Origin of the sequence: Halobellus sp. LT62, assembly GCF_037031285.1 — an archaeon.
Taxonomy (GTDB): domain Archaea; phylum Halobacteriota; class Halobacteria; order Halobacteriales; family Haloferacaceae; genus Haloquadratum; species Haloquadratum salinisoli.
Genome location: NZ_JAYEZO010000001.1, coordinates 445,548 through 467,592 on the forward strand (window position 1 = coordinate 445,548; position 22,045 = coordinate 467,592).

The 22,045-nt window shown below is 68.2% G+C and carries 22 protein-coding genes and 1 tRNA gene; 13 read left to right on the forward strand and 10 right to left on the reverse strand.

What is annotated here, in order from left to right; genetic code table 11:
- The first annotated feature begins 12 nt into the window (after positions 1-12).
- Positions 13-651: a protein-L-isoaspartate(D-aspartate) O-methyltransferase gene (locus tag U5919_RS02175; RefSeq protein WP_336021873.1), complete on the forward strand. Its 639-nt coding sequence runs from the start codon at positions 13-15 to the stop codon at positions 649-651.
- 69 nt (positions 652-720) lie between these two features.
- Entirely contained in the window at positions 721-1,569 is an 849-nt protein-coding gene (locus U5919_RS02180) for a protein-L-isoaspartate O-methyltransferase family protein (RefSeq protein ID WP_336021874.1), read from the forward strand.
- A gap of 24 nt (positions 1,570-1,593) precedes the next feature.
- On the opposite strand, the gene U5919_RS02185 is transcribed toward U5919_RS02180, so the two are convergent.
- Together U5919_RS02185 and U5919_RS02190 are read right to left on the reverse strand one after the other, a co-directional pair.
- A complete protein-coding gene (locus U5919_RS02185; protein WP_336021875.1) occupies positions 1,594-2,739 on the reverse strand; it encodes a pyridoxal-phosphate dependent enzyme in 1,146 nt (381 codons plus the stop codon).
- Between the two features lie 3 nt (positions 2,740-2,742).
- Positions 2,743-3,699 carry a succinylglutamate desuccinylase/aspartoacylase family protein gene (locus tag U5919_RS02190; RefSeq protein ID WP_336021876.1) on the reverse strand — a complete coding sequence of 319 codons (957 nt, stop codon included), beginning with the start codon at positions 3,697-3,699 and terminating at the stop codon, positions 2,743-2,745.
- An 86-nt stretch (positions 3,700-3,785) separates the two neighbouring features.
- Between U5919_RS02190 and U5919_RS02195 the strand changes: the two genes are divergently transcribed.
- On the forward strand, positions 3,786-4,076 hold the full coding sequence (locus U5919_RS02195) for a DUF7536 family protein (RefSeq protein WP_336021877.1): 291 nt from the start codon (positions 3,786-3,788) through the stop codon (positions 4,074-4,076).
- Between the two features lie 58 nt (positions 4,077-4,134).
- On the opposite strand, the gene U5919_RS02200 is transcribed toward U5919_RS02195, so the two are convergent.
- Positions 4,135-5,361, reverse strand: a complete 1,227-nt coding sequence (locus U5919_RS02200; RefSeq protein WP_336021878.1) for a potassium channel family protein — start codon at positions 5,359-5,361, stop codon at positions 4,135-4,137.
- 121 nt (positions 5,362-5,482) lie between these two features.
- On the opposite strand from U5919_RS02200, the gene citZ reads away from it, so the two are divergent.
- The 10 genes from citZ to U5919_RS02250 all read left to right on the forward strand — a co-directional run bounded on the left by citZ (position 5,483) and on the right by U5919_RS02250 (position 15,889).
- Positions 5,483-6,622, forward strand: coding sequence for a citrate synthase (gene citZ, locus U5919_RS02205; RefSeq protein ID WP_336021879.1), 1,140 nt, complete (start codon positions 5,483-5,485; stop codon positions 6,620-6,622).
- 473 nt (positions 6,623-7,095) lie between these two features.
- Positions 7,096-8,307 (forward strand): threonine ammonia-lyase, encoded by a 1,212-nt coding sequence (gene ilvA / locus U5919_RS02210; RefSeq protein WP_336021880.1) that lies wholly within the window; start codon positions 7,096-7,098, stop codon positions 8,305-8,307.
- Positions 8,308-8,560: 253 nt separating this feature from the next.
- Positions 8,561-10,003, forward strand: a complete 1,443-nt coding sequence (locus tag U5919_RS02215) for a cytochrome ubiquinol oxidase subunit I (RefSeq protein ID WP_336021881.1) — start codon at positions 8,561-8,563, stop codon at positions 10,001-10,003.
- Complete coding sequence (locus U5919_RS02220) at positions 9,996-11,063, forward strand: cytochrome d ubiquinol oxidase subunit II (protein ID WP_336021882.1); 1,068 nt, start codon at positions 9,996-9,998, stop codon at positions 11,061-11,063. Before U5919_RS02215 ends, U5919_RS02220 begins: the two co-directional genes overlap by 8 nt.
- A gap of 136 nt (positions 11,064-11,199) precedes the next feature.
- On the forward strand, positions 11,200-11,403 hold the full coding sequence (locus U5919_RS02225; protein ID WP_336021883.1) for a DUF7981 family protein: 204 nt from the start codon (positions 11,200-11,202) through the stop codon (positions 11,401-11,403).
- 27 nt (positions 11,404-11,430) lie between these two features.
- A tRNA-Ser gene (locus U5919_RS02230) sits at positions 11,431-11,511 on the forward strand.
- Between the two features lie 257 nt (positions 11,512-11,768).
- Positions 11,769-11,942: a hypothetical protein gene (locus U5919_RS02235; RefSeq protein ID WP_336021884.1), complete on the forward strand. Its 174-nt coding sequence runs from the start codon at positions 11,769-11,771 to the stop codon at positions 11,940-11,942.
- A 341-nt stretch (positions 11,943-12,283) separates the two neighbouring features.
- Entirely contained in the window at positions 12,284-13,933 is a 1,650-nt protein-coding gene (gene thsB / locus U5919_RS02240; protein WP_336023852.1) for a thermosome subunit beta, read from the forward strand.
- Positions 13,934-14,299: 366 nt separating this feature from the next.
- The gene (locus tag U5919_RS02245) at positions 14,300-15,307 is read left to right on the forward strand and encodes an ornithine cyclodeaminase family protein (RefSeq protein ID WP_336021885.1); all 1,008 of its coding nucleotides are present in this window, start codon (positions 14,300-14,302) and stop codon (positions 15,305-15,307) included.
- A 78-nt stretch (positions 15,308-15,385) separates the two neighbouring features.
- Entirely contained in the window at positions 15,386-15,889 is a 504-nt protein-coding gene (locus U5919_RS02250; protein WP_336021886.1) for a DUF7549 family protein, read from the forward strand.
- Between the two features lie 192 nt (positions 15,890-16,081).
- Here the strand turns inward: U5919_RS02250 and U5919_RS02255 are convergent, their stop codons facing one another.
- The 7 genes from U5919_RS02255 to U5919_RS02285 are packed head-to-tail and all read right to left on the reverse strand — an operon-like array spanning position 16,082 to position 22,008.
- A complete protein-coding gene (locus U5919_RS02255) occupies positions 16,082-16,909 on the reverse strand; it encodes an adenosylcobinamide amidohydrolase (protein WP_336021887.1) in 828 nt (275 codons plus the stop codon).
- On the reverse strand, positions 16,906-17,913 hold the full coding sequence (locus tag U5919_RS02260) for a threonine-phosphate decarboxylase (RefSeq protein ID WP_336021888.1): 1,008 nt from the start codon (positions 17,911-17,913) through the stop codon (positions 16,906-16,908). Before U5919_RS02260 ends, U5919_RS02255 begins: the two co-directional genes overlap by 4 nt.
- Entirely contained in the window at positions 17,903-18,922 is a 1,020-nt protein-coding gene (locus U5919_RS02265) for a nicotinate-nucleotide--dimethylbenzimidazole phosphoribosyltransferase (RefSeq protein WP_336021889.1), read from the reverse strand. The genes U5919_RS02260 and U5919_RS02265 overlap by 11 nt, the downstream gene beginning before the upstream one ends.
- Positions 18,913-19,590 carry an NTP transferase domain-containing protein gene (locus U5919_RS02270; protein WP_336021890.1) on the reverse strand — a complete coding sequence of 226 codons (678 nt, stop codon included), beginning with the start codon at positions 19,588-19,590 and terminating at the stop codon, positions 18,913-18,915. The genes U5919_RS02265 and U5919_RS02270 overlap by 10 nt, the downstream gene beginning before the upstream one ends.
- Positions 19,575-20,363: an adenosylcobinamide-GDP ribazoletransferase gene (cobS, locus tag U5919_RS02275; protein WP_336021891.1), complete on the reverse strand. Its 789-nt coding sequence runs from the start codon at positions 20,361-20,363 to the stop codon at positions 19,575-19,577. Before cobS ends, U5919_RS02270 begins: the two co-directional genes overlap by 16 nt.
- Entirely contained in the window at positions 20,354-21,370 is a 1,017-nt protein-coding gene (gene cbiB, locus U5919_RS02280; RefSeq protein WP_336021892.1) for an adenosylcobinamide-phosphate synthase CbiB, read from the reverse strand. The genes cobS and cbiB overlap by 10 nt, the downstream gene beginning before the upstream one ends.
- Positions 21,361-22,008 (reverse strand): HAD family hydrolase, encoded by a 648-nt coding sequence (locus tag U5919_RS02285; protein WP_336021893.1) that lies wholly within the window; start codon positions 22,006-22,008, stop codon positions 21,361-21,363. The genes cbiB and U5919_RS02285 overlap by 10 nt, the downstream gene beginning before the upstream one ends.
- Positions 22,009-22,045 lie beyond the last annotated feature (37 nt).

A 22,045-nucleotide genomic window follows, 5' to 3' on the forward strand; every position in this document is an offset into this window, starting at 1 on the left:
CAACTCGGGGGCGTGAGCGATACCGCTGCGGACGAGCGGCACGCGCTCGTCGAGCGACTGCGCGAGCGCGGACACGTCGAGAGCGACCGCGTCGCCGCCGCGCTGGACGCCGTGCCGAGACACGAGTTCGTCCCCGCGGGGCTCCGCGACCGCGCGTACGCCGACCGGCCGCTCTCGATCGGCAACGGACAGACCGTGAGCGCGCCGCATATGGTCGCGGTGATGTCGGAACTGCTCGCTCCCGACCGCGACGACCGCGTGTTGGAGATCGGCGCGGGCTGTGGCTACCACGCCGCGGTGACCGCCGAATTGGTCCCGTCAGGGGACGTCTACTCGATCGAGTACGACGCCGACCTCGCGGCGGACGCCCGCGGTCGACTCGCCCGCCTCGGCTACGACGACCGTGTTTCGATCAGCGTCGGCGACGGCCGCGAGGGATGGCCCGACCGCGCACCGTTCGACGGGGCGTACCTCACCTGCGCCGCGCCCGACGTTCCCCCCGCCCTCCGCGAGCAGGCTGCGCCCGGCGGACGGATCATCGCCCCCGTGGGTGACGTCCGTCAGGAGCTCGTCGTGCTCGACAAACGAGATGATGGGGCCTTCGAGCGGAGCGAACACGGCGGCGTCCGATTCGTTCGCATTCGCGGGTGAGACTCTCCCTGACACGGTCGCCGTGGTCCGGAGCGTGCAGTTGATTAGTCCGCGCTCTCTATCTCGCGTATGGACCCGGGAGACCTCCGCGATGAGATGGTCGACGGCATCGAGTCGCGGCTGTCGGTCGACGACGCCGTCGCGCTCGCGATGCGGACGGTCTCCCGGACGGACTTCGTCGACGACGCGCCCTACGACGGGCGGAGCGAAGTCGACGGGACGACCGCGCTCGCCCCCGAGATGGTCGCGCGCCTGCTCACGGCGCTCGACGTCGACGCGCGGAACGTCCCGGGAGACGCGGCAGATAGCGGAGCGGAGGCGGTCGGGACCACAGGGGACGCGGATGAGAGCGCAGAAGACGCGGTGCGGTCGGCCGATACACCCGACGCTCCCGGCGACGTGCTCGTCGTCGGGGCGGGCGTGGGCTACACCGCGGCGATCCTCGCGGAACTCGTCGGCGAGACGCGCGTCCACGCGGTCGACATCGACCGCCGGCTCGTCTACGCCGCGCGATCGAACCTCGAATCGGCGGGCTACGGCGGCGTCCTCGTCGACGCGGGCGACGGCGCGCGCGGACTTCCCGACTACGCGCCGTTCGATCGGATCCTCGTCGAGGCCGCCGCGATCGAACCCCCGCGGCGGCTCGTCGAGCAACTCGCACCCGACGGCAGGCTGGTTCTCCCGCTCGGCGGCCCCGAGCAGTCGCTGGCCGTCGTCGACGAGACGGGCTCGGTGATCGAGCGCTGCGGTCCGGTCGCGTTCAAGCCGCTCCTCGTCGACGGCGAGCAGGGCAGCGCTCCAGCGCGGAACCGAACGGTTCGCGAGGACGCCGAGCGCGCCAGCGAGCCCGGCTACTTCGCGAAGACCGGCTGGGAGCAGGAGTGGATCGACTGGGACGAACAGCTCCGCCGACGGTGATTTCCGACCGCCGAAGCTCCGCAGCTACGTTTTCAGTCCGCTCCCGGTGAGCGCCACGACGACATCGTCGTCGGGAGCCACGAGCCCGCGCTCCCGATAGACGTCGAGAGCCGCGGTCGCGACCGCGCAGGTCGGCTCGACGTAGAACCCCCGTCGGTGTAGCGCGTCGAGTTCGCATTCGACGCGGTCGGCGGGGAGCGCGACCGCGTCGCCGTCGGTGGCGTCGATCGCACCTAGGATCTGCGTTTTCCGGACCGGCTCGCGGATCTGGATGCCGTCGGCGACGTTGTTGGCTCCGGCGGCCGCTTCCCGTCCGTGTAGTTCCGCGACGATCGGCGCGTAACCGGCGGCCTGCGCGCCGAGGAGTCGCGGTAGCTCGTCGATCCAGCCGAGTTCGTAGAGATCTCGGAAGCCGCGGTACGCGCCGAAAAAGAGCGTCCCGTGGCCGAGCGGTGCGACGACGACGTCCGGGGCGGTCCAGTCCCGCTGGGCGCACACCTCGTAGGCGAACGTCGCCGTGCCCGCGAAGAACGCCGGGTTCCACGCGTGGGAGGCGTACCACGCGTCCTCGGATTCGACGGCGTCGACGCAGGCGGCCGTCACGTCCTCGCGGCTGCCCTCGACCGGGACGACCGTCGCGCCGGTCCGCTCGATCGCGCGGCGCTTGCTCGGTTTGACCGAGGCGGGCACGTAGATCTCGGCGTCGATCCCCGCCCGCGCCGCGTACGTCGCGATCGCGGCACCCGCGTTGCCCGAGGAGTCCTCGACGACCCGGTCGACGCCGAGTTCGGCCGCGACCGACAGCGTCACGGTCGCGCCGCGGTCCTTGAACGATCCGGTCGGAAAGACGTATTCGAGCTTGAATTCGGCGTCCCAGTCGGGCGCGTCGACGAGCGGCGTCGATCCCTCGCCGAGCGTGACGTGCGGGCCGACCGGAAGCAGGTCGTCGAAGGCCCACAGTCCGGCGCGGGTGTCCCGCGAGTGCGGTGCGGGGTCCGAAGGCGACGCCGGCGGTTCCGCCGGGAGCGCCTCGTGTTCGTCCCCCGAGAGCGCCTCGCGCTCGTACGCCGGGGTCGCGAAGTCGAGCGGTGCGCCGCACGCACACCGCCACGTCCACTCGTCGTAGCTCCGGCCGCAGGCGGTACACGCGAGATCGAGTGCGGCGCACATCGCTCAGTACGTGTCGATGTTGATCCCGACCGAGCAGACGTACTCGCCGGTCGCGACCTGCGGGAGGCGTCGACTCCGCCAGAAAATGCCGTCGTTCTTGGCCGTCACGCGTGCTTTCAGCTCCCCGAAGACGTCGGTCACCTCAAAGAGGAGGTCGCCGGCGGAGACGCGGTCGCCGAGGTCGACCTCGAACCGCACGAGTCCCCCGCTCGGCGAGCCGTACTGATCGAACCCCCTCGCGCGGACCTGCCGGTCAGGGGCCGTCTCGCCGTCGAGGAACCCGTATCCCCGGAGAACGTTGAACACTCCCTCGACACCCGCGGTGATGCTGTCCTCGTCCCAACCGACGCAGCCGCCGAGTTCGGGATCGATCGTCGGGATCCCCTCGTTGGGACCGACGCGGGCGAGTTGCCCCTGCGGACCCTTCTGATCGAACACGTAGCCGCAGCCGAACGTCTTCGCGAGTTGGAGACACTCGTCGTGGAGGCGGTGCCGACGGCCGCAGCGGACCCGGACCTCGTCGATCATCCGGGAGGTCGAGCCCTGGTGGAGATCGAGGATGAGGTCGGCGCGCATCGCGACCTCGAAGGTCGCCGCGGCGATCCGCTCCGAAGAGGTGCCGTTCTCGTCGCCGGGGTACGCCCGGTTCATCTTCGTGTCGTCGATCGGGTTGCGATGCTCCGCCACTTGGAACGCGTGGTAGTTGACGATGCCGACGACGAGGATCGTCCCCGAGAGCATCCCCGGATCGAGTTGCGGAACGGCCCGGCTGACGACGCCGACGCCGTTCAGTTCGTCGCCGTCTGAGGCCGCCTGCAGGTACAGCGTCTTCCCGTCTTTCGCGCCGTTTACGACCGCGCAGGGAAGGCCGACGGTCGAGCCGTCGCGGGATTCGCCCACCGTCAGACGGCCCGTGTCCATCTCGCCGGGGGCCGCACTCGCCGTTCCGAGTGTCGTCATTACCCGACAGTCGAAGGGACCGAACTTTAGGGGTTCGGTCGGCTCCGACCGACGATGCTTTGTCGACCGCGTGGGAAGGTTCGAGCGTGAGCGAAGAGGTCCCAGACCGGCCGCCGCAGTCCGGGCTGCTCGACGCGCTTCGCATCCCTCGAAACGCGGCCGTCGGCGTCGGTGTCGGCGTCGCGCTCGCCGTCGCCGTCTACGTGGCCCGCGTGCTGGAGCTGTTCGGGCCGTTCGGCGGAACGCGCGAGTATCCCGTATTGGGTCCCGAGGGATGGTTTCTCGTCCTCGCGTTCGTGCTCGCGACGTCGACGGCGCTCCTCGTCGCGTCGGCGTTGACGGTCGTCGAAATCGTGCGGCTAGCCAGAGAACTGTAGCGACTCACGAGACCGTGAGATCCGGGGATAGTCACTGCTCCCGATCGAAGGCGTCCCGTCACTGATCGAAGGCGTCCTCGCCGCCGACGAGCTCGCGCAGCCGATCCGCCCCGGTCCGGGTCCCTTTCGCGATGATGACGTCGCCGCCGCGGAGTTCCGTCGTCGACCCGGGCTGGACCACCCACTCGCCGTCGTCGCCGCCGCGGCGGACCGCGATGACCCGCATCCCGGTTTCGGTCTTGACCATCTCCTCGCCGAGCGTCGAGCCCGCGAGGGGGGCGTCCACCCCGACCGAGAGCCGGACGATCACCTCGTCGGACTCCTCGACGGCGGCGGCGACGACGGGGTGGGCGTCGATCCCGCGGAGGACGCCCTCGCTGATTTCGAGCGCGGCGTCTGAGATGACTTCCGTGGCCGACGCGAGGTGAACGAGCCCGCGGAGGCGGACCGGATCCTCCACGCGGCTCGCCGCGCGCAGCGTCCACGCCTCGAACCGCGATTTCAACGCGTCCACCTCCGCTTCGAGCTCTTTGACCTCTTCTGCGACGCCCTCGCTGTCGAACAGCACCGCCCCGTAGGCCAGATCGACCGCGAGTTCGCTCATGTCCTTCATCAGCGTGATCGAGTCGACCGCCCGTTCGAGGTCCTCGATCGGCGGCTCGACGGCGTCGGGCGACTCGTAGGGCCGTCCGGTGACGTCCTCGTAGACCGTTTCGATGCCGTCGAGCGGGCCGCGGAGCAGGAGCGAGTCGCCGGGTTCGAGCCGGCTGTCGGGACCGGGATTCATCAGCCAGCGCCGCTTGCCCGTGACTGATTGTCGCCGGATGGCGATGACGCGGACGCCCGTCTCCGTCTCCATGTTGACGTCGAGGAGCGTTCGATCCGCGTACGGTGAGCCCTCGTCGACCGTCGCGCGGACTAACACCTCGATGGCCTCCGGAAGCGCGGTCCTGATCGCGTCGGGCATCCCGATGTCTTCGAGGACGATCTTCGCGATGTCTCCCGCGGCGTTGGAGATTTTCTCGGCCGCGCCCATCACGCCCAGCACCGGTGCGAGCTGTTCGGCGTCTTCGGGGCTGCGCGCCGCCATCAGGAGGCTCATCCGGCCCTGAAGTTGGAGGATGTCCATCCGTCCTTCGAGTTCCAGCACCTCCCGGGCGATGTCGTCGCTGCCGTTGAGGACGGCCGAGTACGAGAGATCGATGAGGAGCTCCGCGGTGTCTTTCATCTCCGCGAGCACCTCCTTGACGCTGACCGGCTCGTACTCGACGTCCTGTGGGTCCATACCCCGCGGTTCGCCGCCGACGACAAAAACGCTTGGTGCTCGGTGTGCGCGCGAGCGGGGAATGCCGTCTGAGACCCGGAAACGGTAACGCTTTTTTCACACGGTGGGAAACCGAATAGGTATGTCAGACGACCTGAAGCGCGGGCTGGAAGGCGTCCTCGTCGCCGAGTCGGAACTGAGTTATATCGACGGTGACGCCGGGAAACTGGTCTACCGCGGGTACTCCATCGAGGACCTCGCCCGCGAGGCGTCCTACGAGGAAGTCGTCTATCTCCTGTGGCACGACGAACTTCCCGACGCCGAGGAGCTCGCAGACTTCGAGTCGTGGATGGCCGAGCGGCGTGCGATCGACGACGAAGTCCTCTCTATCGTCCGGAAACTCGCCGAGGCCGACGAGGTCCCGATGGCTGCGCTGCGGACGATCGTCTCCTCGCTGTCGGCGTACGACGCCGACGCCGACCACGAGGACGTGACCGATCTCGACGTGAATCTGCGGATGGCCTGTCGGATCACGGCGAAGATCCCGACCGCCTTGGCCGCCTTCGAGCGCGTCCGAAACGGGAAGGAACCGATCGAACCGCGCGAGGACCTCGATCACGCCGAGAACTTCCTCTATATGCTCAACGGCGAGGTGCCCGACGACGTGCTCGCGGAGACGTTCGATATGGCGCTCGTCCTCCACGCCGATCACGGCCTGAACGCCTCGACGTTCTCCGCGATGGTGACGGCCTCGACGCTCTCGGATCTGCACAGTGCCGTCACGTCCGCGGTCGGCACGCTCGCCGGGTCGCTCCACGGGGGCGCGAACGCCAACGTGATGCGGATGCTCAAAGAGGTCGACGAGAGCGGCGACGACCCCACCGAGTGGGTCGAGAACGCGTTGGCGGAGGGGCGACGAGTCCCCGGGTTCGGCCATCGAGTGTACAACGTCAAGGATCCCCGCGCGAAAATCCTCGGCGAGAAGTCGAAGGCGCTCGCGGAGGCCGCGGGCGACACCAAGTGGTACGATTACTCCGTCGCGATCGAGGAGTACATCGCCGAGGAGAAGGGACTCGCGCCCAACGTCGACTTCTACTCGGCGTCGACGTACTACCAGATGGGAATCCCGATAGACATCTACACGCCGATCTTCGCCGTCTCTCGCGTCGCCGGGTGGATCGCGCACGTCCTCGAACAGTACGAGGACAACCGTCTGATCCGCCCGCGGGCGCGCTACGTCGGCCCCACGGACCTGCCGTTCCCGGCGCTCGAGGACAGATAACGGACGCCTTCCCCGTAGCGTCTCTTCGATCTGGTTTTTTGGCCGTCTCTCGGCGCGAGGCTCCCGAAATCTCGGAAGATCTCGCGGCCGTATCTGACCCGTCCGCGTACCGACACGCGGGCGACATCGCCGCCCTCGTTGACTCCGAGTCCGGCTTTACTCTGGGCGCTACTCCGGGCTGCTGGTCAGCGCTGCTGGTCCGCGCGACTGCGAAAGCAGACGGGCGACGGACAACCGTCAGACAGCACCGAGTAGGGGCCTGCTGTCGCCCGATTTCACTTTCACCCCGCGTGGGGGATATTTATGTACCTCCCGGACTCATACTCAGGTGCACGTCGCACGCGTGCATTCCCCCTTTCCCCTTTACACCGCTGAGCGACGCCGTTAAGCGGATCTCGATCCGTCCACGTACGTCGCGGAAACGCGGCCAGACACGAAGATTTAGGCCCGACGACCGGAAACTTTCGGGTGATATGCTCTCTCTCGCCGACGTCGAGGCGGCGCGCGACCGGATCGACGACGTGGTCCGGTGGACGCCGCTGGAGTACTCGCACACGTTCTCGGAGATGACCGGGGCGGACGTCCATCTCAAGCTCGAAACGTTCCAGCGGACCGGCGCGTTCAAGATCCGCGGCGCGACCAACCGCATCGCGACCCTCGACGAGCGTGCACGCGAGGCGGGCGTCGTCACGGCGAGCGCGGGCAACCACGCGCAGGGAGTCGCACTGGCGGCCTCGCGGTCCGGCGTCGACGCGACGATCGTGATGCCCGAGCACGCACCGATCTCGAAGGTGGAGGCGACGGAGCGCTACGGCGGGCGGACGGTCCTGTACGGTGCGGATTACGACGAAGCGCAGGCAAAAGCCCACGAGATCGAGCGCGAGGAGGGGCGGACGTACGTCCACGCCTTCGACGACGAGCAGGTGATGGCCGGACAGGGGACGATCGGCTTAGAGATCGTCGACGACTGCCCCGAGGTCGACACCGTCGTCGTCCCCGTCGGCGGCGGCGGCCTGATCGCCGGGATCGCCACCGCGGTCAAAGCCCGGAAACCGGACGTGCGCGTCGTCGGCGTCCAAGCGGAGGGGGCGGCGTCGCTGCCCGAATCGTTCCGAACCGGGCACATCACCGAACTCGAATCGGTAAATACGATCGCCGACGGGATCGCGACTCGAAAGGTCGGCGAGCGCCCCTTTGAGATCATCCGCGAGCGCGTCGACGAGGTCGTCACCGTCGACGACGAGCAGATCGCCGTGGCCCTGACGTATCTCCTCGAACGGTCGAAGACGCTCGTCGAGGGCGCGGGCGCGGTGCCGCTGGCGGCGCTGCTCTTCGACACGTTCGACTACGACGAGGGCGAGACGATCGTCCCGGCGTTGTGCGGCGGCAACATCGACACGAACCAGCTGACGACCGTTCTGGTCCGGGGGCTCGTCGAAACCGGGCGCTACCTGAAGATTCGGACTATCCTCAAGGATCGACCCGGCGCGCTGCAGGACCTCGTCGAGATCATCTCCGCGAAGCGGGCGAACATCTACGCGATCCAGCACGACCGGACCTCCCGCGACGTGGCGATGAACGAGGCCGACGTCGAGATCGACATCGAGACGCGCGGCCACGACCACATCGGCGAGGTCCTCGACGCGCTCAGGGGCGCGGGCTACGAGGTCGACGTATTGGCGTAGCGGCGTGTTGGGTAGCGTGTTGGCTTGGCATAGCGGCGTGTCGGCGTAGCGGTGTGTCGGCGTGTCGACGTGTCGGAGTAGCGGCGTGTTGGGCGAAGCGTCGGCGTAGGCGTCGCGTTCTCAACTCGTAGGAATCGGCGGTCGAACCATTATCCGTCTCCGAGTAGTAGGTACACGACACCGATTCCCGACGCATCCGACGTACGTCTTCGACGCGCCCACAGCCCGCTCCGATAACCGACACCGCCAACCAATGATCGACCCCGCACTCGCCAGTCGACTCCAGTTCGCGCTCACGACGATCGTCCACATCATCTTCCCGGTGATGAGTATGGGGCTCGCCCCGTTTCTCGTCTATTTCACGTGGAAAGACATCCGGACCCAGAAACCGGTGTACGAACAGCTCCGACGGTTCTGGACCAAGATATTCGCCGTCTCGTTCGTCGTCGGAACCGTGACGGGAATCGTCCTCGAATTCGAGTTCGGGACGAACTTCGCGGCCTTCTCGACGGCCGCGGGCGAACTGTTCGGCGGCCCGCTCGCCGTCGAGGGGATGATGGCGTTTATGCTCGAAGCGACGTTCCTCGGCGTCTTCGTGTTCGGTCGCGAGCGCGTCGGCGACGCGCTGTATATGATTTCTGCGGTGGCTGTCGGGCTGGGGACGTGGCTGTCGGCGGTGTGGATCCTCGTCGCCAACTCGTGGATGCAGACGCCCCGCGGGTACGAACTCGTCGTCGAGGAGGGACAGACGGTCGTCTCGCTCGTCGACCCGATCGCGGCCTACGCGAACCCGCGGTTCCCGTGGATGTTCGTCCATATGCAGAACGCCGCCGTGCTCTCGGTGGCGCTGTTTATGGCCGGCGTGGCCGCCTATCACCTGTTCCGACACTACCACTGGGAGTACCCCGTCGAGCACCCGGAGTTCTGGGAGACGACGCTCAAGATCGCGATCGTCGTGATGCTGCTCACCGCGCCGTTTCAGGTGCTCCACGGCGACGCCTACGCGCGGCACGTCGCCGAGACCCAGCCGCAGAAGTTCGCCGCGATGGAGGCCGTCTGGGAGACCGACAGCTACGTCCCCGAGTACATTTTCGCCGTCCCGACGGACCTCGACGATCTGTTGAACCCGCGCGCGAAGGAGATATTTGGAATCGGGATTCCCGGCGGGGCCTCGTGGCTCGTGAGCGGCGGCGATCCGACCGCGGAGATCACCGGGTTGAACGAGTTCGACACCCAAGCGCCGCCGGTCGCGATCGTCTTCTGGTCGTTCCGAATTATGGTCGCACTCGGCTTCTGGTTCGTCCTGCTGGCCTTCTGGGCGGGCTACCGCTGGCGGCGCGGACAGCTGCTCGAGGACGACCTCCTCCACAAGTCGCTGATGGCTTCGTCGCTGCTCGGAATCCTCGCCGTCGAGGTCGGCTGGATCGTCACCGAAGTCGGCAGGCAGCCGTGGGTGATTCAGGGCGTGATGAAGACCGCCGACGGGGTGTCGCCGGGGCTGACCGGGTTCGAGGCGACGCTGACGCTCGTCGGGTTCGGCGTCGTCTACCTCGGACTGCTCACCCTGTACACCTATGTCATCGCGCGGATCGTGCGGGCCGGACCGCCGGCGATCGACGACCCGTCTGTCGACGAACCGTCCGACCGGCCGGCATCGAGTGACTCGGCGACGACCGCGGGAGGGGAGGATGACTGAGCACCTCGCGGCGGTCGTGGGCTCGGGGGTCCCCCTCGCGGACCCGACCGTCCTGCAGGCGGGGTGGCTCGCCGACGGGCCGCTGTTCGGCCTCCCGCTCACCGACCTGTGGTTCGCGCTCGTCTTTTTCATCCTCGGGACGTTCCTCTTTCTCGACGGGTTCGACTTCGGCGTGGGCGTGCTCTTTGCGACCCGGGAATCGGCGTCCGACCGCGAGCAGCTGTTGGCAGCGATCGGTCCCTTTTGGGACGGCAACGAGGTGTGGCTCGTCGTCTTCGGCGGCGCGCTGTTCGCGGCGTTCCCCGAGGTCTATGCGACGCTCTTCAGCCGCCACTACCTGCTGATGTTCGCTATCCTCGGTGCGCTCATCGTTCGCGGTCTCGCCCCGGAGATGTACGAGCAGCGCCACGACGACGCGTGGCAGCGCTGGTGGGGGCGCGCGTTCGTCGTCGGCAGCGTGACCGCCCCCCTCTTTCTCGGGGTCTTCGCGGCGAACTGGCTGCTGGGTGCGACGGCGCTCGTCTCGCTCCCGTCGGTCGTCGTTGGCGTCGCGCTGGTCGCGCTCTCGACGACGGGCGGTGCCGCGTTCTTGGGGCTGAAGACGCGCGGGCGAGTCCAGCGGGAGACGACCGCCCACGGGCCGCGAGCGCTGGTCGGATATCTGGCTCTCATCGTCGTCGCCGTCGGCTTCCTGCTCGCGACGCGGCCGGACCTCCGGGGGGAGCTGCTCGCGCCGACGGCGCTCGCGCTCCTCGTCGCGAGCGTCGGTCTCGGGGCGGCCTACGTGGTCGCGATGCGCCGGGAGTCCTACGTCGGGGCGCTGGCGGCGACCGCGGGGCTCACCTACGGGCTGGTCGCGCTGATCGCGTCGGTCCTGTACCCGGTCATCGACCCCGTAACGGGACTGACCGTCGCCGACGCCATCGTCTCGACGATCCCGTTGAATCTGATGAGCGTCGGGGCCGCGCTCTTGCTCCCGCTCGTGTTCGCGTACTTCGTCGTGCTCTATTCGGCGTTCTGGGGACCGGTCGAGGAGGGCGAGGGCTATGCGAGCGAGTAGGCTGCGGGCCACACGAGCGAGTCGACTGCGGGCTATGCGAGCGGGTGGTCCTCTCCGTCCTCATCGACCACGCCGCTACGACCGGCACCGACCTCGGAGCGAGAGGTTTTAGCCGACAGGACGGCTCTGACCGAGCGTGACTCGAACCCGATCGGCGCTTCTGTGGGGGGTCGTCGGCGCGCTGGCGTTTCTCGTGCTCGTGCAGGGGTATCGACTGTTCGTCGGCTCACTTGGCATTGGGCTGCCCCGCGCGGCGGGTGTCGCGGTCGGTATCGGCGTCGCCGTCACGGGGATTTCCTACGTCGCCGAGCCTCGAATCGCGGCGAAGGGAAGGACTTAAACGAGTCAGTAGGTTACCTCCGTTCGAGCCAGGATGGCCGAGTGGTAAGGCGCACGCCTGGAAAGCGTGTTCCCTCTGGGATCCAGGGTTCAAATCCCTGTCCTGGCGTCGTTTTCGCGCGAGCAACACACGCGAGCACCGCGTAGCGTGTGCGAGCGGCAGCGTGAGCGCGAACGGCGATGCGACAGGGATTTGAATCAGAGAGCAGCTCCGCTGCGACCGTGGTTCAAATCCCTGTCCTGGCGCTTCTCGAATCACCTACCTCGCGAGACGGATCGCCGTCGAGCGACCGATTGGACTCTCTTTTTTGAAGTTGATGAGCGCCACAAAGTTAATGAGTGTGGGAGACTTCGACACGGGTGACAATGCCTGACACGAAAACTGGCCGGGAGCGCAAGGGCCGGAACAAACGCAACCAGCTCCAAGAGGACCTCTACGAGGAGGAGATGGAAGCGCTCGACACCGACGAGGAGCTTCCGCAGTTCGAGCCGTCACGAGAGCGACCGTTCGTCGCCGACGAATTACCCGAGGAGCTGTAATCGAGGTCAGGAACTCTCATCGGAGACGAGACGAAGTTCTGCGGACGTATCGAACCCGTGCGGCTCATCTCTCGCGTCGGACAGTACCAAGAGAGCTATCCGAATCTTGTGCATTGCCGAGACTGTCGTATTTAAAGACGCGTCATCGACTCCAACCCCCGACGGTTCTATGTTACTGAGTATCATACAATACCGACGTCGAGTGGCGGATTTCTCCCGTTTTTTGTGCTAACACGTAGTCTCCGTAGCGATCTGGAAAACAGCAAAAAGCGTAGGTTTTTTATAGAATCACAAACAATCAGTCGATGTCTATGAGTCAGCGAATGCAGCAGGGTCAGCCGATGATCATTATGGGCGAGGACGCCCAGCGCGTCAAGGATCGCGACGCGCAAGAGTACAACATTCAGGCCGCTCGAGCAGTCTCCGAGGCCGTACGCTCGACACTCGGCCCGAAGGGGATGGACAAGATGCTCGTCGACTCGATGGGCGACGTGACCATCACGAACGACGGCGTCACGATCCTCAAGGAGATGGACATCGACAACCCGACGGCCGAGATGATCGTCGAGGTCGCCGAGACCCAAGAGGACGAGGCCGGCGACGGCACGACGACGGCCGTCGCGACCGCGGGCGAACTCCTCAAGAACGCTCAGGACCTCCTCGAACAGGACATCCACCCGACGGCGATCATCAAGGGCTTCCACCTCGCGAGCCAAGAGGCCCGCGCGCAAGTGGACGAGATCGCCGAAAACGTCGAGCCCGACGACACGGAGCTTCTCCGGAAAGTCGCCGAGACCTCGATGACCGGCAAGAGCTCCGAGCTCAACAAGGATCTCCTCGCTGACCTCATCGTCGACACGGTCAGCGCGGTGACCGTCGAAGCCGACGACGGCTCCCACGTCGTCGACCTCGCGAACGTCAACATCGAGACGCAGACCGGTCGTTCGACCGGCGAGTCCGAACTCCTCAAGGGCGCGGTCATCGACAAGGATCCCGTCCACGACGATATGCCGACCGAGTTCGACGAGGCCGACGTTCTGCTCCTCAACGAGGCGGTCGAGATCGAAGAGGCCGACGTCGACACGCAGGTCAACATCGAGTCCCCCGATCAGCTCCAACAGTTCCTCGATCAGGAGGAGAAACAGCTCAAGCAGAAGGTCCAGCAGATCGTCGACTCCGGTGCCGACGTCGTCTTCTGTCAGAAGGGCATCGACGATATGGCCCAGCACTACCTCGCGAAGGAGGGCATCCTCGCGATCCGCCGGACGAAGAAGTCCGACATCGCTTTCCTCCGCGACGTCGTCGGCGGCAGCGTCGTCTCCGATCTCGACACGCTCGAACCGACGGACCTCGGTCGCGGCTCGGTCCGCCGCGACGGCGAGGACGAACTGTTCTACGTCGAGGGCCTCGGCGACGAGTCCCACGGCGTCACGCTGCTGCTTCGCGGCTCGACCGACCACGTCGTCGACGAGATCGAACGCGGCGTCACCGACGCGCTCGACGTCGTCTCGACGACCGTCTCCGACGGTCGCGTCGTCGCCGGCGGCGGTGCCATCGAGGTCGAACTCGCCCGACGCCTCCGCAGCTACGCCGGCTCCGTCGGCGGTCGCGAACAGCTCGCCGTCGAGGCGTTCGCCGACGCCGTCGAACTCGTTCCCCGCGTCCTCGCGGAGAACGCCGGCCTCGACTCCATCGACACGCTCGTCAGCCTCCGCGAGGCCCACGAGAACGGTGAGGTCCGCGCGGGTCTGAACGTCTTCAGCGGAGACGTCGAGGACACCTTCGAGGCGGGCGTCGTCGAACCTGCCCACTCCAAGGAACAGGCGCTCTCCTCGGCCACCGAGGCCGCGAACCTCGTGCTCAAGATCGACGACATCATCGCCGCCGACGAGCTGAGCACCAGCGGCGACGGCGACGAAGGCGGCGCACCCGGCGGCGCTGGCGGTATGGGTGGCATGGGCGGAATGGGCGGTATGGGCGGCGCTATGTGAAAGGAGTCGGAGAATCCTTTCTATAGGCCGTCAGGCTCCGCCTGACGCAGCCTATGTTGAGTGCGGTCCCGTAGGAACTACCACACCCACACGCCAACGCACCGCTTCGTCGGCCTCCACCGACTGCAACCGATTTTCTTTCGACGATGCAGACCGGTAGCGCCTCGCCTCGGCGTCGCGAGCGCGGTCCGTTATCGGTGAATGCGACGATTCGGTATCGCGAGCCCGATCCGCAGCACGGTTTACTTCAGCCGACAGCACCCACTAGACACGGAAAATATGAATCCGAATACCACATTTAGGATTTTTATAGAAATGATTTCGAAAATAGGATGAACTAAGTGTATATCTCACGAACTCGATGGTATGGAGACGCTTCTGTTGAACGGGACGGACGTCCACGAGAACGCGTCGATGAACGAACTCGTGCCCGCCATCGAGGAGGCGTTCGCCGCGTTCGAGCGCGGCGACGCGCAGATGCCGCCGAAGTCGTACATCGATCTCCCGCAGTACAACGGGGACTTCCGATCGATGCCCGCGTATCTCGACGTTCGCGGGAGCGATTCCGCGAGCGAGTGGGACGCCGCGGGCGTCAAGTGGGTTAACGTCCACCCCGACAACCCCGAGAAGTACGATCTGCCGACGGTGTTGGGAACGATGATCTACTCCGATCCGGAGACGGCCGTTCCGCTGTCGATTATGGACGGCCGGGAACTGACGATGCTCCGAACCGGCGCGGCCGCGGCCGTCGCGACCGATCACCTCGCGGTTCCGGACGCCACCTCGCTCGGCATCGTCGGCGCGGGCGCGCAATCGTACACGCAACTCCGCGCGATCGCCGAGGTCCGCGACATCGAGACGGTGGTCATCGCCGATCTCAACGAGGAGCGCGTCGCCGACTTCGTCGACACCTTCGCGGACGAGTACGACGTCCGCGCGGGGTCGATCGCCGAGGCCGCCTCCTGTGACGTCCTCTCGACGGTCACCCCGGTCGAATCGCCGATCGTCGCCCGGGATGACGTCGGCGAGCACACGCACATCAACGCGATGGGCGCGGACGCCGAAGGGAAACACGAACTGGCGGATGCGATCCTGCTCGATGCGAAACTGGTGATCGACGACTACGAGCAGACGACTCATTCCGGCGAGATCAACGTCCCGTGGAGCGAGGGCGTCCTCGACGACGACGACATCTACGGTTCGGTCGGCGAGATCGTCACCGGGAAACGACCGGGCCGGACCGAGGAAGACGGAATCTCCGTCTTCGATTCGACCGGCCTCGCGATTCAGGACGTCGCCGCGGCCCACGTCGTCTACGAGCACGCCACCGAGAAGGGAAACGGATACGCCTTCGACCTGCTCGGCCTGGCGTAGGTCGGGTTTCAATCGCGGCCGACTCCCCGCAGTCAGTCGCTCCGGTAGCTTTTACAGACCGGCCGACGGTGAGCAGGTATGGTCTGGGTACGCGCCGAGTACGCGGGAGCGTTGGCGGTCGTCTCGACGTGGATCGCCGCGCTCGTCCCGTGGAACATCACCTATTCGACGGGCGTCTCCGGCGGTTCCGTTCTCTTCGTTCGGTTTCCGTTCTTCCAGATACGATACGCCTACGGCGTGCCGACCGCACGCGGCGTCAGCGTCTCCGACCCCCTCTCGGCGACCGCGTTTCAGGCCGGACAGACGATCCAGGCGGCCTATCAGGTCTGGTCGGTCGGCGCGCTCGTGCTCGCGCTGGCTGTGGTTTTCTCGTTTCTCTACTACCGCTACGAGGAGCGCGTCGAAGACGGTCCGGTCGACCCGGTTCGGCTGCTCGGTGGACTGCTCACGCTCACCGGCCTCCTGCTCGCGGCTTCGACGTACCTCCTCGTAACGCGCGGGTTCCCGGGACTTCCCCTGCCGGTCGGCGTCATCCTGCTGTTCGTCTTCGGCGGCCTGTTGCTGACGGTCGATCGGACGTAGACCCGGTCTCTGCGACAACCGGGGTGATCCCAACGAGGGTTTACATACGATCGGGCGGCAAGACGCCTCGTGATCTGCTGACCGTCCCGCGTCGGGCCGCGGTTGCTCGGCACATCGACGCGGGTTGTCGACGACGGTGGCGTGGACGTCGTCGACGCGGGTGCCGACTGTTCGCCTTCTGCCGTGACAGCTTCAGCGACGCCGTTCGCTCCGTTGGTCGCTGCCGATTTGACTGACGCGGGCCTGCTCGCTCGTCACGACGCCGTATTCCGCTTCCCCGACCGACGCAGGCGGATCCTCGTCGTCGTAGCGAGAAGCCATTGCCGCCAGTAACGCGTCGCGAACGCAGGCGCGGGCGGCCGACCCGACAGCCGTCGCGCTCCCCGAAAACGTCGCCGCCTCACCGTCGGGGTCGCAGCCGACCAGTACGGCGTCCGAGGTCGTCCCCGGGAACCCCGTCTTCGCGAGTAGCGTCGCCGCTTTCGCCTCGGCGGCGATCGCGACGAGGTTCGCGAGCGCGCCCGGTCCGAGCGACCGGGTCGTCCCGACGACGACGTTGACCGTCCCGTCGTGTCGTCGGTCGTCGACGCGTTCGCTCGCGTTCGTCACACTCGCCTCGACCGGCGACATCGGGAGCGCCGCCGGATTGTTCACGCCCGCGGTGACGACCGCCTCCACGGGGCCGAGTCGCGCGCGTCGAGCGTGTCGCATCGAGACGCCGGTGAGGAGTGCCGGCGCGTCCAGCGTCGCGTCCAACGGCGCGTCCGCCGAATCGGTACTGACACCGTCGTCGAAACCGGCATCCCGGCGACGACGCGCGACGTACGTCGACACGTCGACGTCGTCCCAGCCCTCGGGAACCGAGACGAGGAACGCGTGGTCGCCGACCGACGCCCCGCCGTCGTATCCGGTCGAGAGCCACCGCGTTCCCGGTCGGTAAAGCCGACAGACCTCCTCGCGAACGGTCGTCTCGAAGATCGGCTCTTCCGGCGACTTCGAGAGACCAGATCCGTCGCTCATCGATCCAACAGAGCGTCGAGCAGCAGGTCGTTCTCGTGCGGGCGGCGCACGGCCACGCGCACGTGCGAGTCCAAACGCGAGAAGGTCCGCGCGTCGCGGATCGCGACTCCACGGCGGCGCGTCCGGTCGAGCACGGCGTCGGCCGGTTCCTCGCCGACGTCGACGAGCAGGAACGGCGCGTCCGACGGCGCGACGTCGTAGCGCACCGAAAGCGCCTCGCGCATTCGGGCGCGCTCGCTCGCGATCCGCTCGCGCGTCCGTTCCACGAACTCCGTCTGCCGGAGGCAGTAGCTCCCGACCGCCGACGCGGGAGTCGACAGTCCCCACGTCGGCCGGGCGGTCCTGAGTCGATCGCCGAGTTCGCCGGTCGCGACCGCGAAGCCCGCGCGGATTCCGGGCAGGCCGAACATCTTGGTCAGCGAGCGGGCGACGATCGCGCCCGCCTCGCCGGCGAGGCTCTGCGCGTCGGTGAAGTCGAGGAAGGCCTCGTCGACGACGAGCGCGGTGTCGGCGTCGCGACAGGCGTCCAGAAACGCCCGCAGCTCGCCCGGATCGGCGAGCCCTCCGGTCGGGTTGTTCGGGGTACAGACGACGGCGGCGGCGTACGCTGTCGGGTCGCGATCGAGCAATCCGTCGTGAGCGACGCCGACGGGCTCGCCGCCTTGGAGCCGGATCTCACGGGCGTACTCGCCGAAGCTCGGCTCCGGAACGAGCACGCGGTCGCCCGGGGAAACGGTGACGCCGAACGCGAGTCGGAGCGCCGCGAGCCCGCCGGCTGTCGGGATCACGTCGTCCGCAGCGCAGTCGACGTAGTCCGCGGCGGCCGACCGGAAACCGTCGAACCCGTCGGCGTAGCGGGTCGATTCGGCGAGTGCTGCCTCGTATACTCCCGCGATACCCTCGGGACGGATGGGGTTGGTATTCGCGCTGAAGTCGATCACATCAGCGTCGTCGCTGCCACCGTGAGGGACGCGGTCGACCGCTGTGACGCTGTCAGGATCCATCGGCGGTCGTCCCCTCCCGTTCCCCGTCGGTCACCCGGTCCAGCACCGTCCGGGTCGCTTCGGTCACCTCGCCGAGCCGTCCGGCGTCGTCGGCGAGCGAGAGCGCGCCGCCCATCGCCGCACCCTCCTTGGCGACGCCGTCGGCGTACGCCGACAGCGGTCCAGCCTCGTCGGCGTCGAAGCCCGGATCCGAGATACGGAGGTCGAGCCCGAGCGCGTCGGCCGCACTCGCTACGTTCGGAACGTCGCTCGCGAGGTACGTCGTCGTCGCGAGCGTCGCACGACGGGGAACGCCCGCGTGACGGACGAGTGCCGCGACCGCGAGCAGTTGTGTTCCGCCGCCGAGGACCACTTCGGTCCCGGATTCGAGCGCGCCGGCCGTGAGCCCCGCGGCGACGGCCAACACCGGGTCGCCGACGAACCGGACGGCGAGTTCCGGGTTGTGAGCGGCCTGACCGGGTTCGATCTCCGACGACGCGAAGGCGGCGTCGACGACGCGCGCCTTCAGGTCGAGCGGGTTCTCCGGCAGCGACGACGACGTCGATTCGATGGCGTCCTCGCCGAGCGCGCGGAGCGTCGCCATCGCCGTGGTCGTCCCGCCCGGGATCGTCTCGCCGACGACGACGCGGTCCTCCGGCAGCGAGCGGCCGAACTCTCGAGCGGCCGCGAACGCGCCGGGAGCGGTCTGGACGGGGTCGGATTCGCGGATGTCGCGACCGGGACGCGCGCCCACCGAGACGGTCGGCGCGCCGGTCGGACGCGCGAGGCCGCCGTCGACGACGGTGACCTCGAAGTCGAGGAGTTCCCGGACGGCGCGCGTCACGACCGCGGGCGTCGGACAGCCCGTCGGACTCACCGGCGTCACGGGCGCGCGGACCGTCTCGCCGTACGCGAGGATCTCCGCGTCGGCGCTCGGGGTGTGCAAGAGCAGGTCGCGGGTGGCTCCCGCGGCGCTGATGCCGTCGATCTCCGCAGTGCGGGTCGTCCCCGCGACGAGGATCACCCGCACAGCGCCTCCGCGAGCGCCCTGTCTTCGGGTCGGTTCACGTTGACCGCGAGGCGGGCGTCGTACGTCAACGCCACGGTGTCGTCGTCGCCGGCGACGACGTTCAGCCCGGTCGGCGCGACCCTCTGTCCCCCGTGCTCGAAGGTCGTCTCGACCGACGCGCCGAGTTGACGCTTCAGCGCGGCGGGGACGCAGACCGTGAGCGACGTCGGTTCGCGTTCGGTCGTCGCGGACGACAGTCTCGTGTGCGCCACCGGCGCGCCGACTGCCTGATCGATCGCGTCGTCGACGTGTTCGCGCGCGAGCAGCGGCAGGTCAGCGGGAACGGTGAGCGCGGGGCGACCGACCGCTTCGAGTGCGGTACTCAGGTCCTCGACGTAGCCGTCTCCGGGGGTCTCGACGACGGAGAGCGACCGCTCCCGCGCGCGCTCGGCCGTCGCGGGGGCGTGCGGCGAGACGACCGCGTGGATCGTACCCCCAATTACCGCCTCGCGCTGCTGGTTCGTCTCCCCGCGTCCGATTCGACTCGCCGCCAGCGCATCGACGACGCGGTCGAACATCGGGACGCCGCCGACCTCCACGAGCGGCTTTTCGGCGTCTGTACCGCGCGTCCCGTCTCCGCCGGCGCGGAGCCGGCTCCCGCGGCCGCCGCACATCACCAGAGCGTCCATACGATCACCCCCGCGTGGACGCCCGCGACGCGCCCGAGTTCGTTCGCCGCGCCGAGGACGTCGCCGTTGATCCCGCCGAGTGCGCCGTCCGCCCATCGGCCGACGAGCCACGCCGCGCCGATCGGCGCGAGGAGCGCGCCGGCCGCAGCGGCGGCGGCGTAGCCCCCGCCCGCCACCGACGCGACCGCGACAGTCGGGAGGACGGCCACGGCGACCGGAAGCAGCTCACCCGGCGTCGCCGGCTCGGTCAACGCGGATCCGAGGCCCTCGTGCGCGGCGGTTCGGGTGCAGACGAGCAGCGCGATTCCGGCTTTCGCACCGACCTCTGCAGCGAGCGCGAGCGAGAACGCGACGCGCGGGAGCGTGCCCGCCAGTCCCAGCGCGCCGAGTCCGAGCGTCACGAACGCGAGCGAGAGCGCCAGCGCGCCGCCGACGCCCGTCTGGGAGTCTTTGAGCACTTCGCGCCTGCGCGCGGCGTCGACGCCGCCGTGGACCGCGGCCGCGTCGCCGAGATCCGCCAGCCCGTCGGCGTGCGTGACGCCCGTGAGGAGGACCAGAGCCACGAGATACAGTGCAGCCGCGCTCGGGGCCGGGATCGGAAGGACCAGCGGCAGCGCCGCGAGCGCGCCGACGACGTAGCCGACGAGCGGAATCGAGACGGGCGTCCGACGGAACGCGTTCCACGCCGTTTCGTCGCCGCCGACGGGGAGGCGAGTGAGGAACGTCAGCCCTCCCCGGACGGCGGTGAGCGTCGTCGATAGGGTCAGAACCATACTATCACTCCCACGAGCGCGAACGCGAGCGCCCCGGCGCGTCGCGTGAGTCGAACCGCTCGAGTCGCGCTTGCGACGTCCGGAAGCGGGGCGGCGTCGCCGCGCGCGGTCCTCGCACCCGACGCGCTCGGATCGAGATTGTACGCCCCCGGCTTGTGCAACCGCGCCGGAAGCACGACGGCCATCGTCGCCATCGGCCAGCCGGAGTTCGGCGACGACGGCCGGCGGGCGAGTGCTCGGACGTCGGTCCGCAGCGCAGCGTCGGGAGCCCCCGCCGCGACCGCGAGCAGCGCCGCCGAGAGCCGCGCCGGGAGCCACATCACGAGATCGTCGAGTCGCGCCGGAGCCCAGCCGATCGGCTTCGAGCGGTAGCCGAGCATCGAGTCCAGCGTGTTGACCGCTTTCACCCACGCGGCCGCCGCCGCGCCCGCGACGAGCGGGAGCGCGGCCGTCGGTTCGATCGCCACCGAGAGTCCGAACGCGCTGACGGCCGCCGCGGCGACCGCGAACGCGACGAGCGGGGCGACGAGCCCGTCGGCGAGGTTCTCCGCGAGGCTCTCCACCGCGGCGGACCGAAGGTGCGGCGCGTCCAACGAGGCGGCGTCGCGTCCCGCCAACGCCGGGAGAGCGGCGCGGGCGGCGTCGATATCGGCGTCGCTCTCGTCGATCACCGCCCGCGCGCTGTCGAGCAACAGCCGCAGGCTCGTCGTCGAGAAGAGCACGCCAGCGGCCAGCGTCGCGCCGATCCACGGGTCGATCGCCGATCCGATCCAGACCAGCGCCACGGCGACGGCCGCGAACCCGAGCGGGAGCGCGAGCACGAGGAGGACGCCCGCGACGCGGGGGTACCATCCACTGGAGACAGCCGCTTGGGTGTCGACCGCACGCTCGGCCCACGCGACCACGCGGCCCAACAGCGCGACCGGATGAATCCGGGTCGGCGGCTCCGCGCTCAGGGCGTCGAGTACAGCCGCGAGCGCGACGGCGACCGTCGCCGTCACCGGCACGAGGAACGCCTCCCGAGGCCGCCGTCTCGAAACCGCGCCGCGATCGCGGGCAGGTCGTCTTCGGTGACGTCGACGAACGTTCCGCCGATCTCGCGCACTCCGCCGTCGGACGCCTCGTCGTCGCCGACGTAGACGAGCGTGTCGGGACGAACGCCGAGCGACTCGGCGATCGTCTCGAACGCCTTCCGGTGCGGTTTGCGCCACCCGCAGCCGACGCTCGTCACGATCGCGTCGAAGTCAGCCCGTTCGAGTTCCGAACGGATCAGCGTCCGCGAGACGAGCTCCGGCACCGAACAGTTCGAGAGGAGTCCGACCGGACCGCACGCCGACGCGGCTTCGACGGCCTCGAGCGCGCCTGCACGCGTTTCGACGTCCGGATCGAATGCCGCGACCACCGCGCGGCGGGCGGCGTTGTTCGGCGCGTCGACCCCGCGAGAACGAAGCGCGGCGGCGACGTGTGCGGGGAGCGGGACTTCGGCACCGCTCGGGGCGTCGATGTGTCGCTCCGCGTACGCTGTTGCCCAGTCGTTCGGAACGGGGACGTCGCGAGCGCGGAGTTCTGCGGCGACCGCCGCTGCGGGGTCGTCCGGCGCATCGACTGCGACGAGCGTGCCGAAGAGGTCGAACGTGACTGCCACTACAGTTGGAACGGTGAAAATCGACTTGAATTTGCCG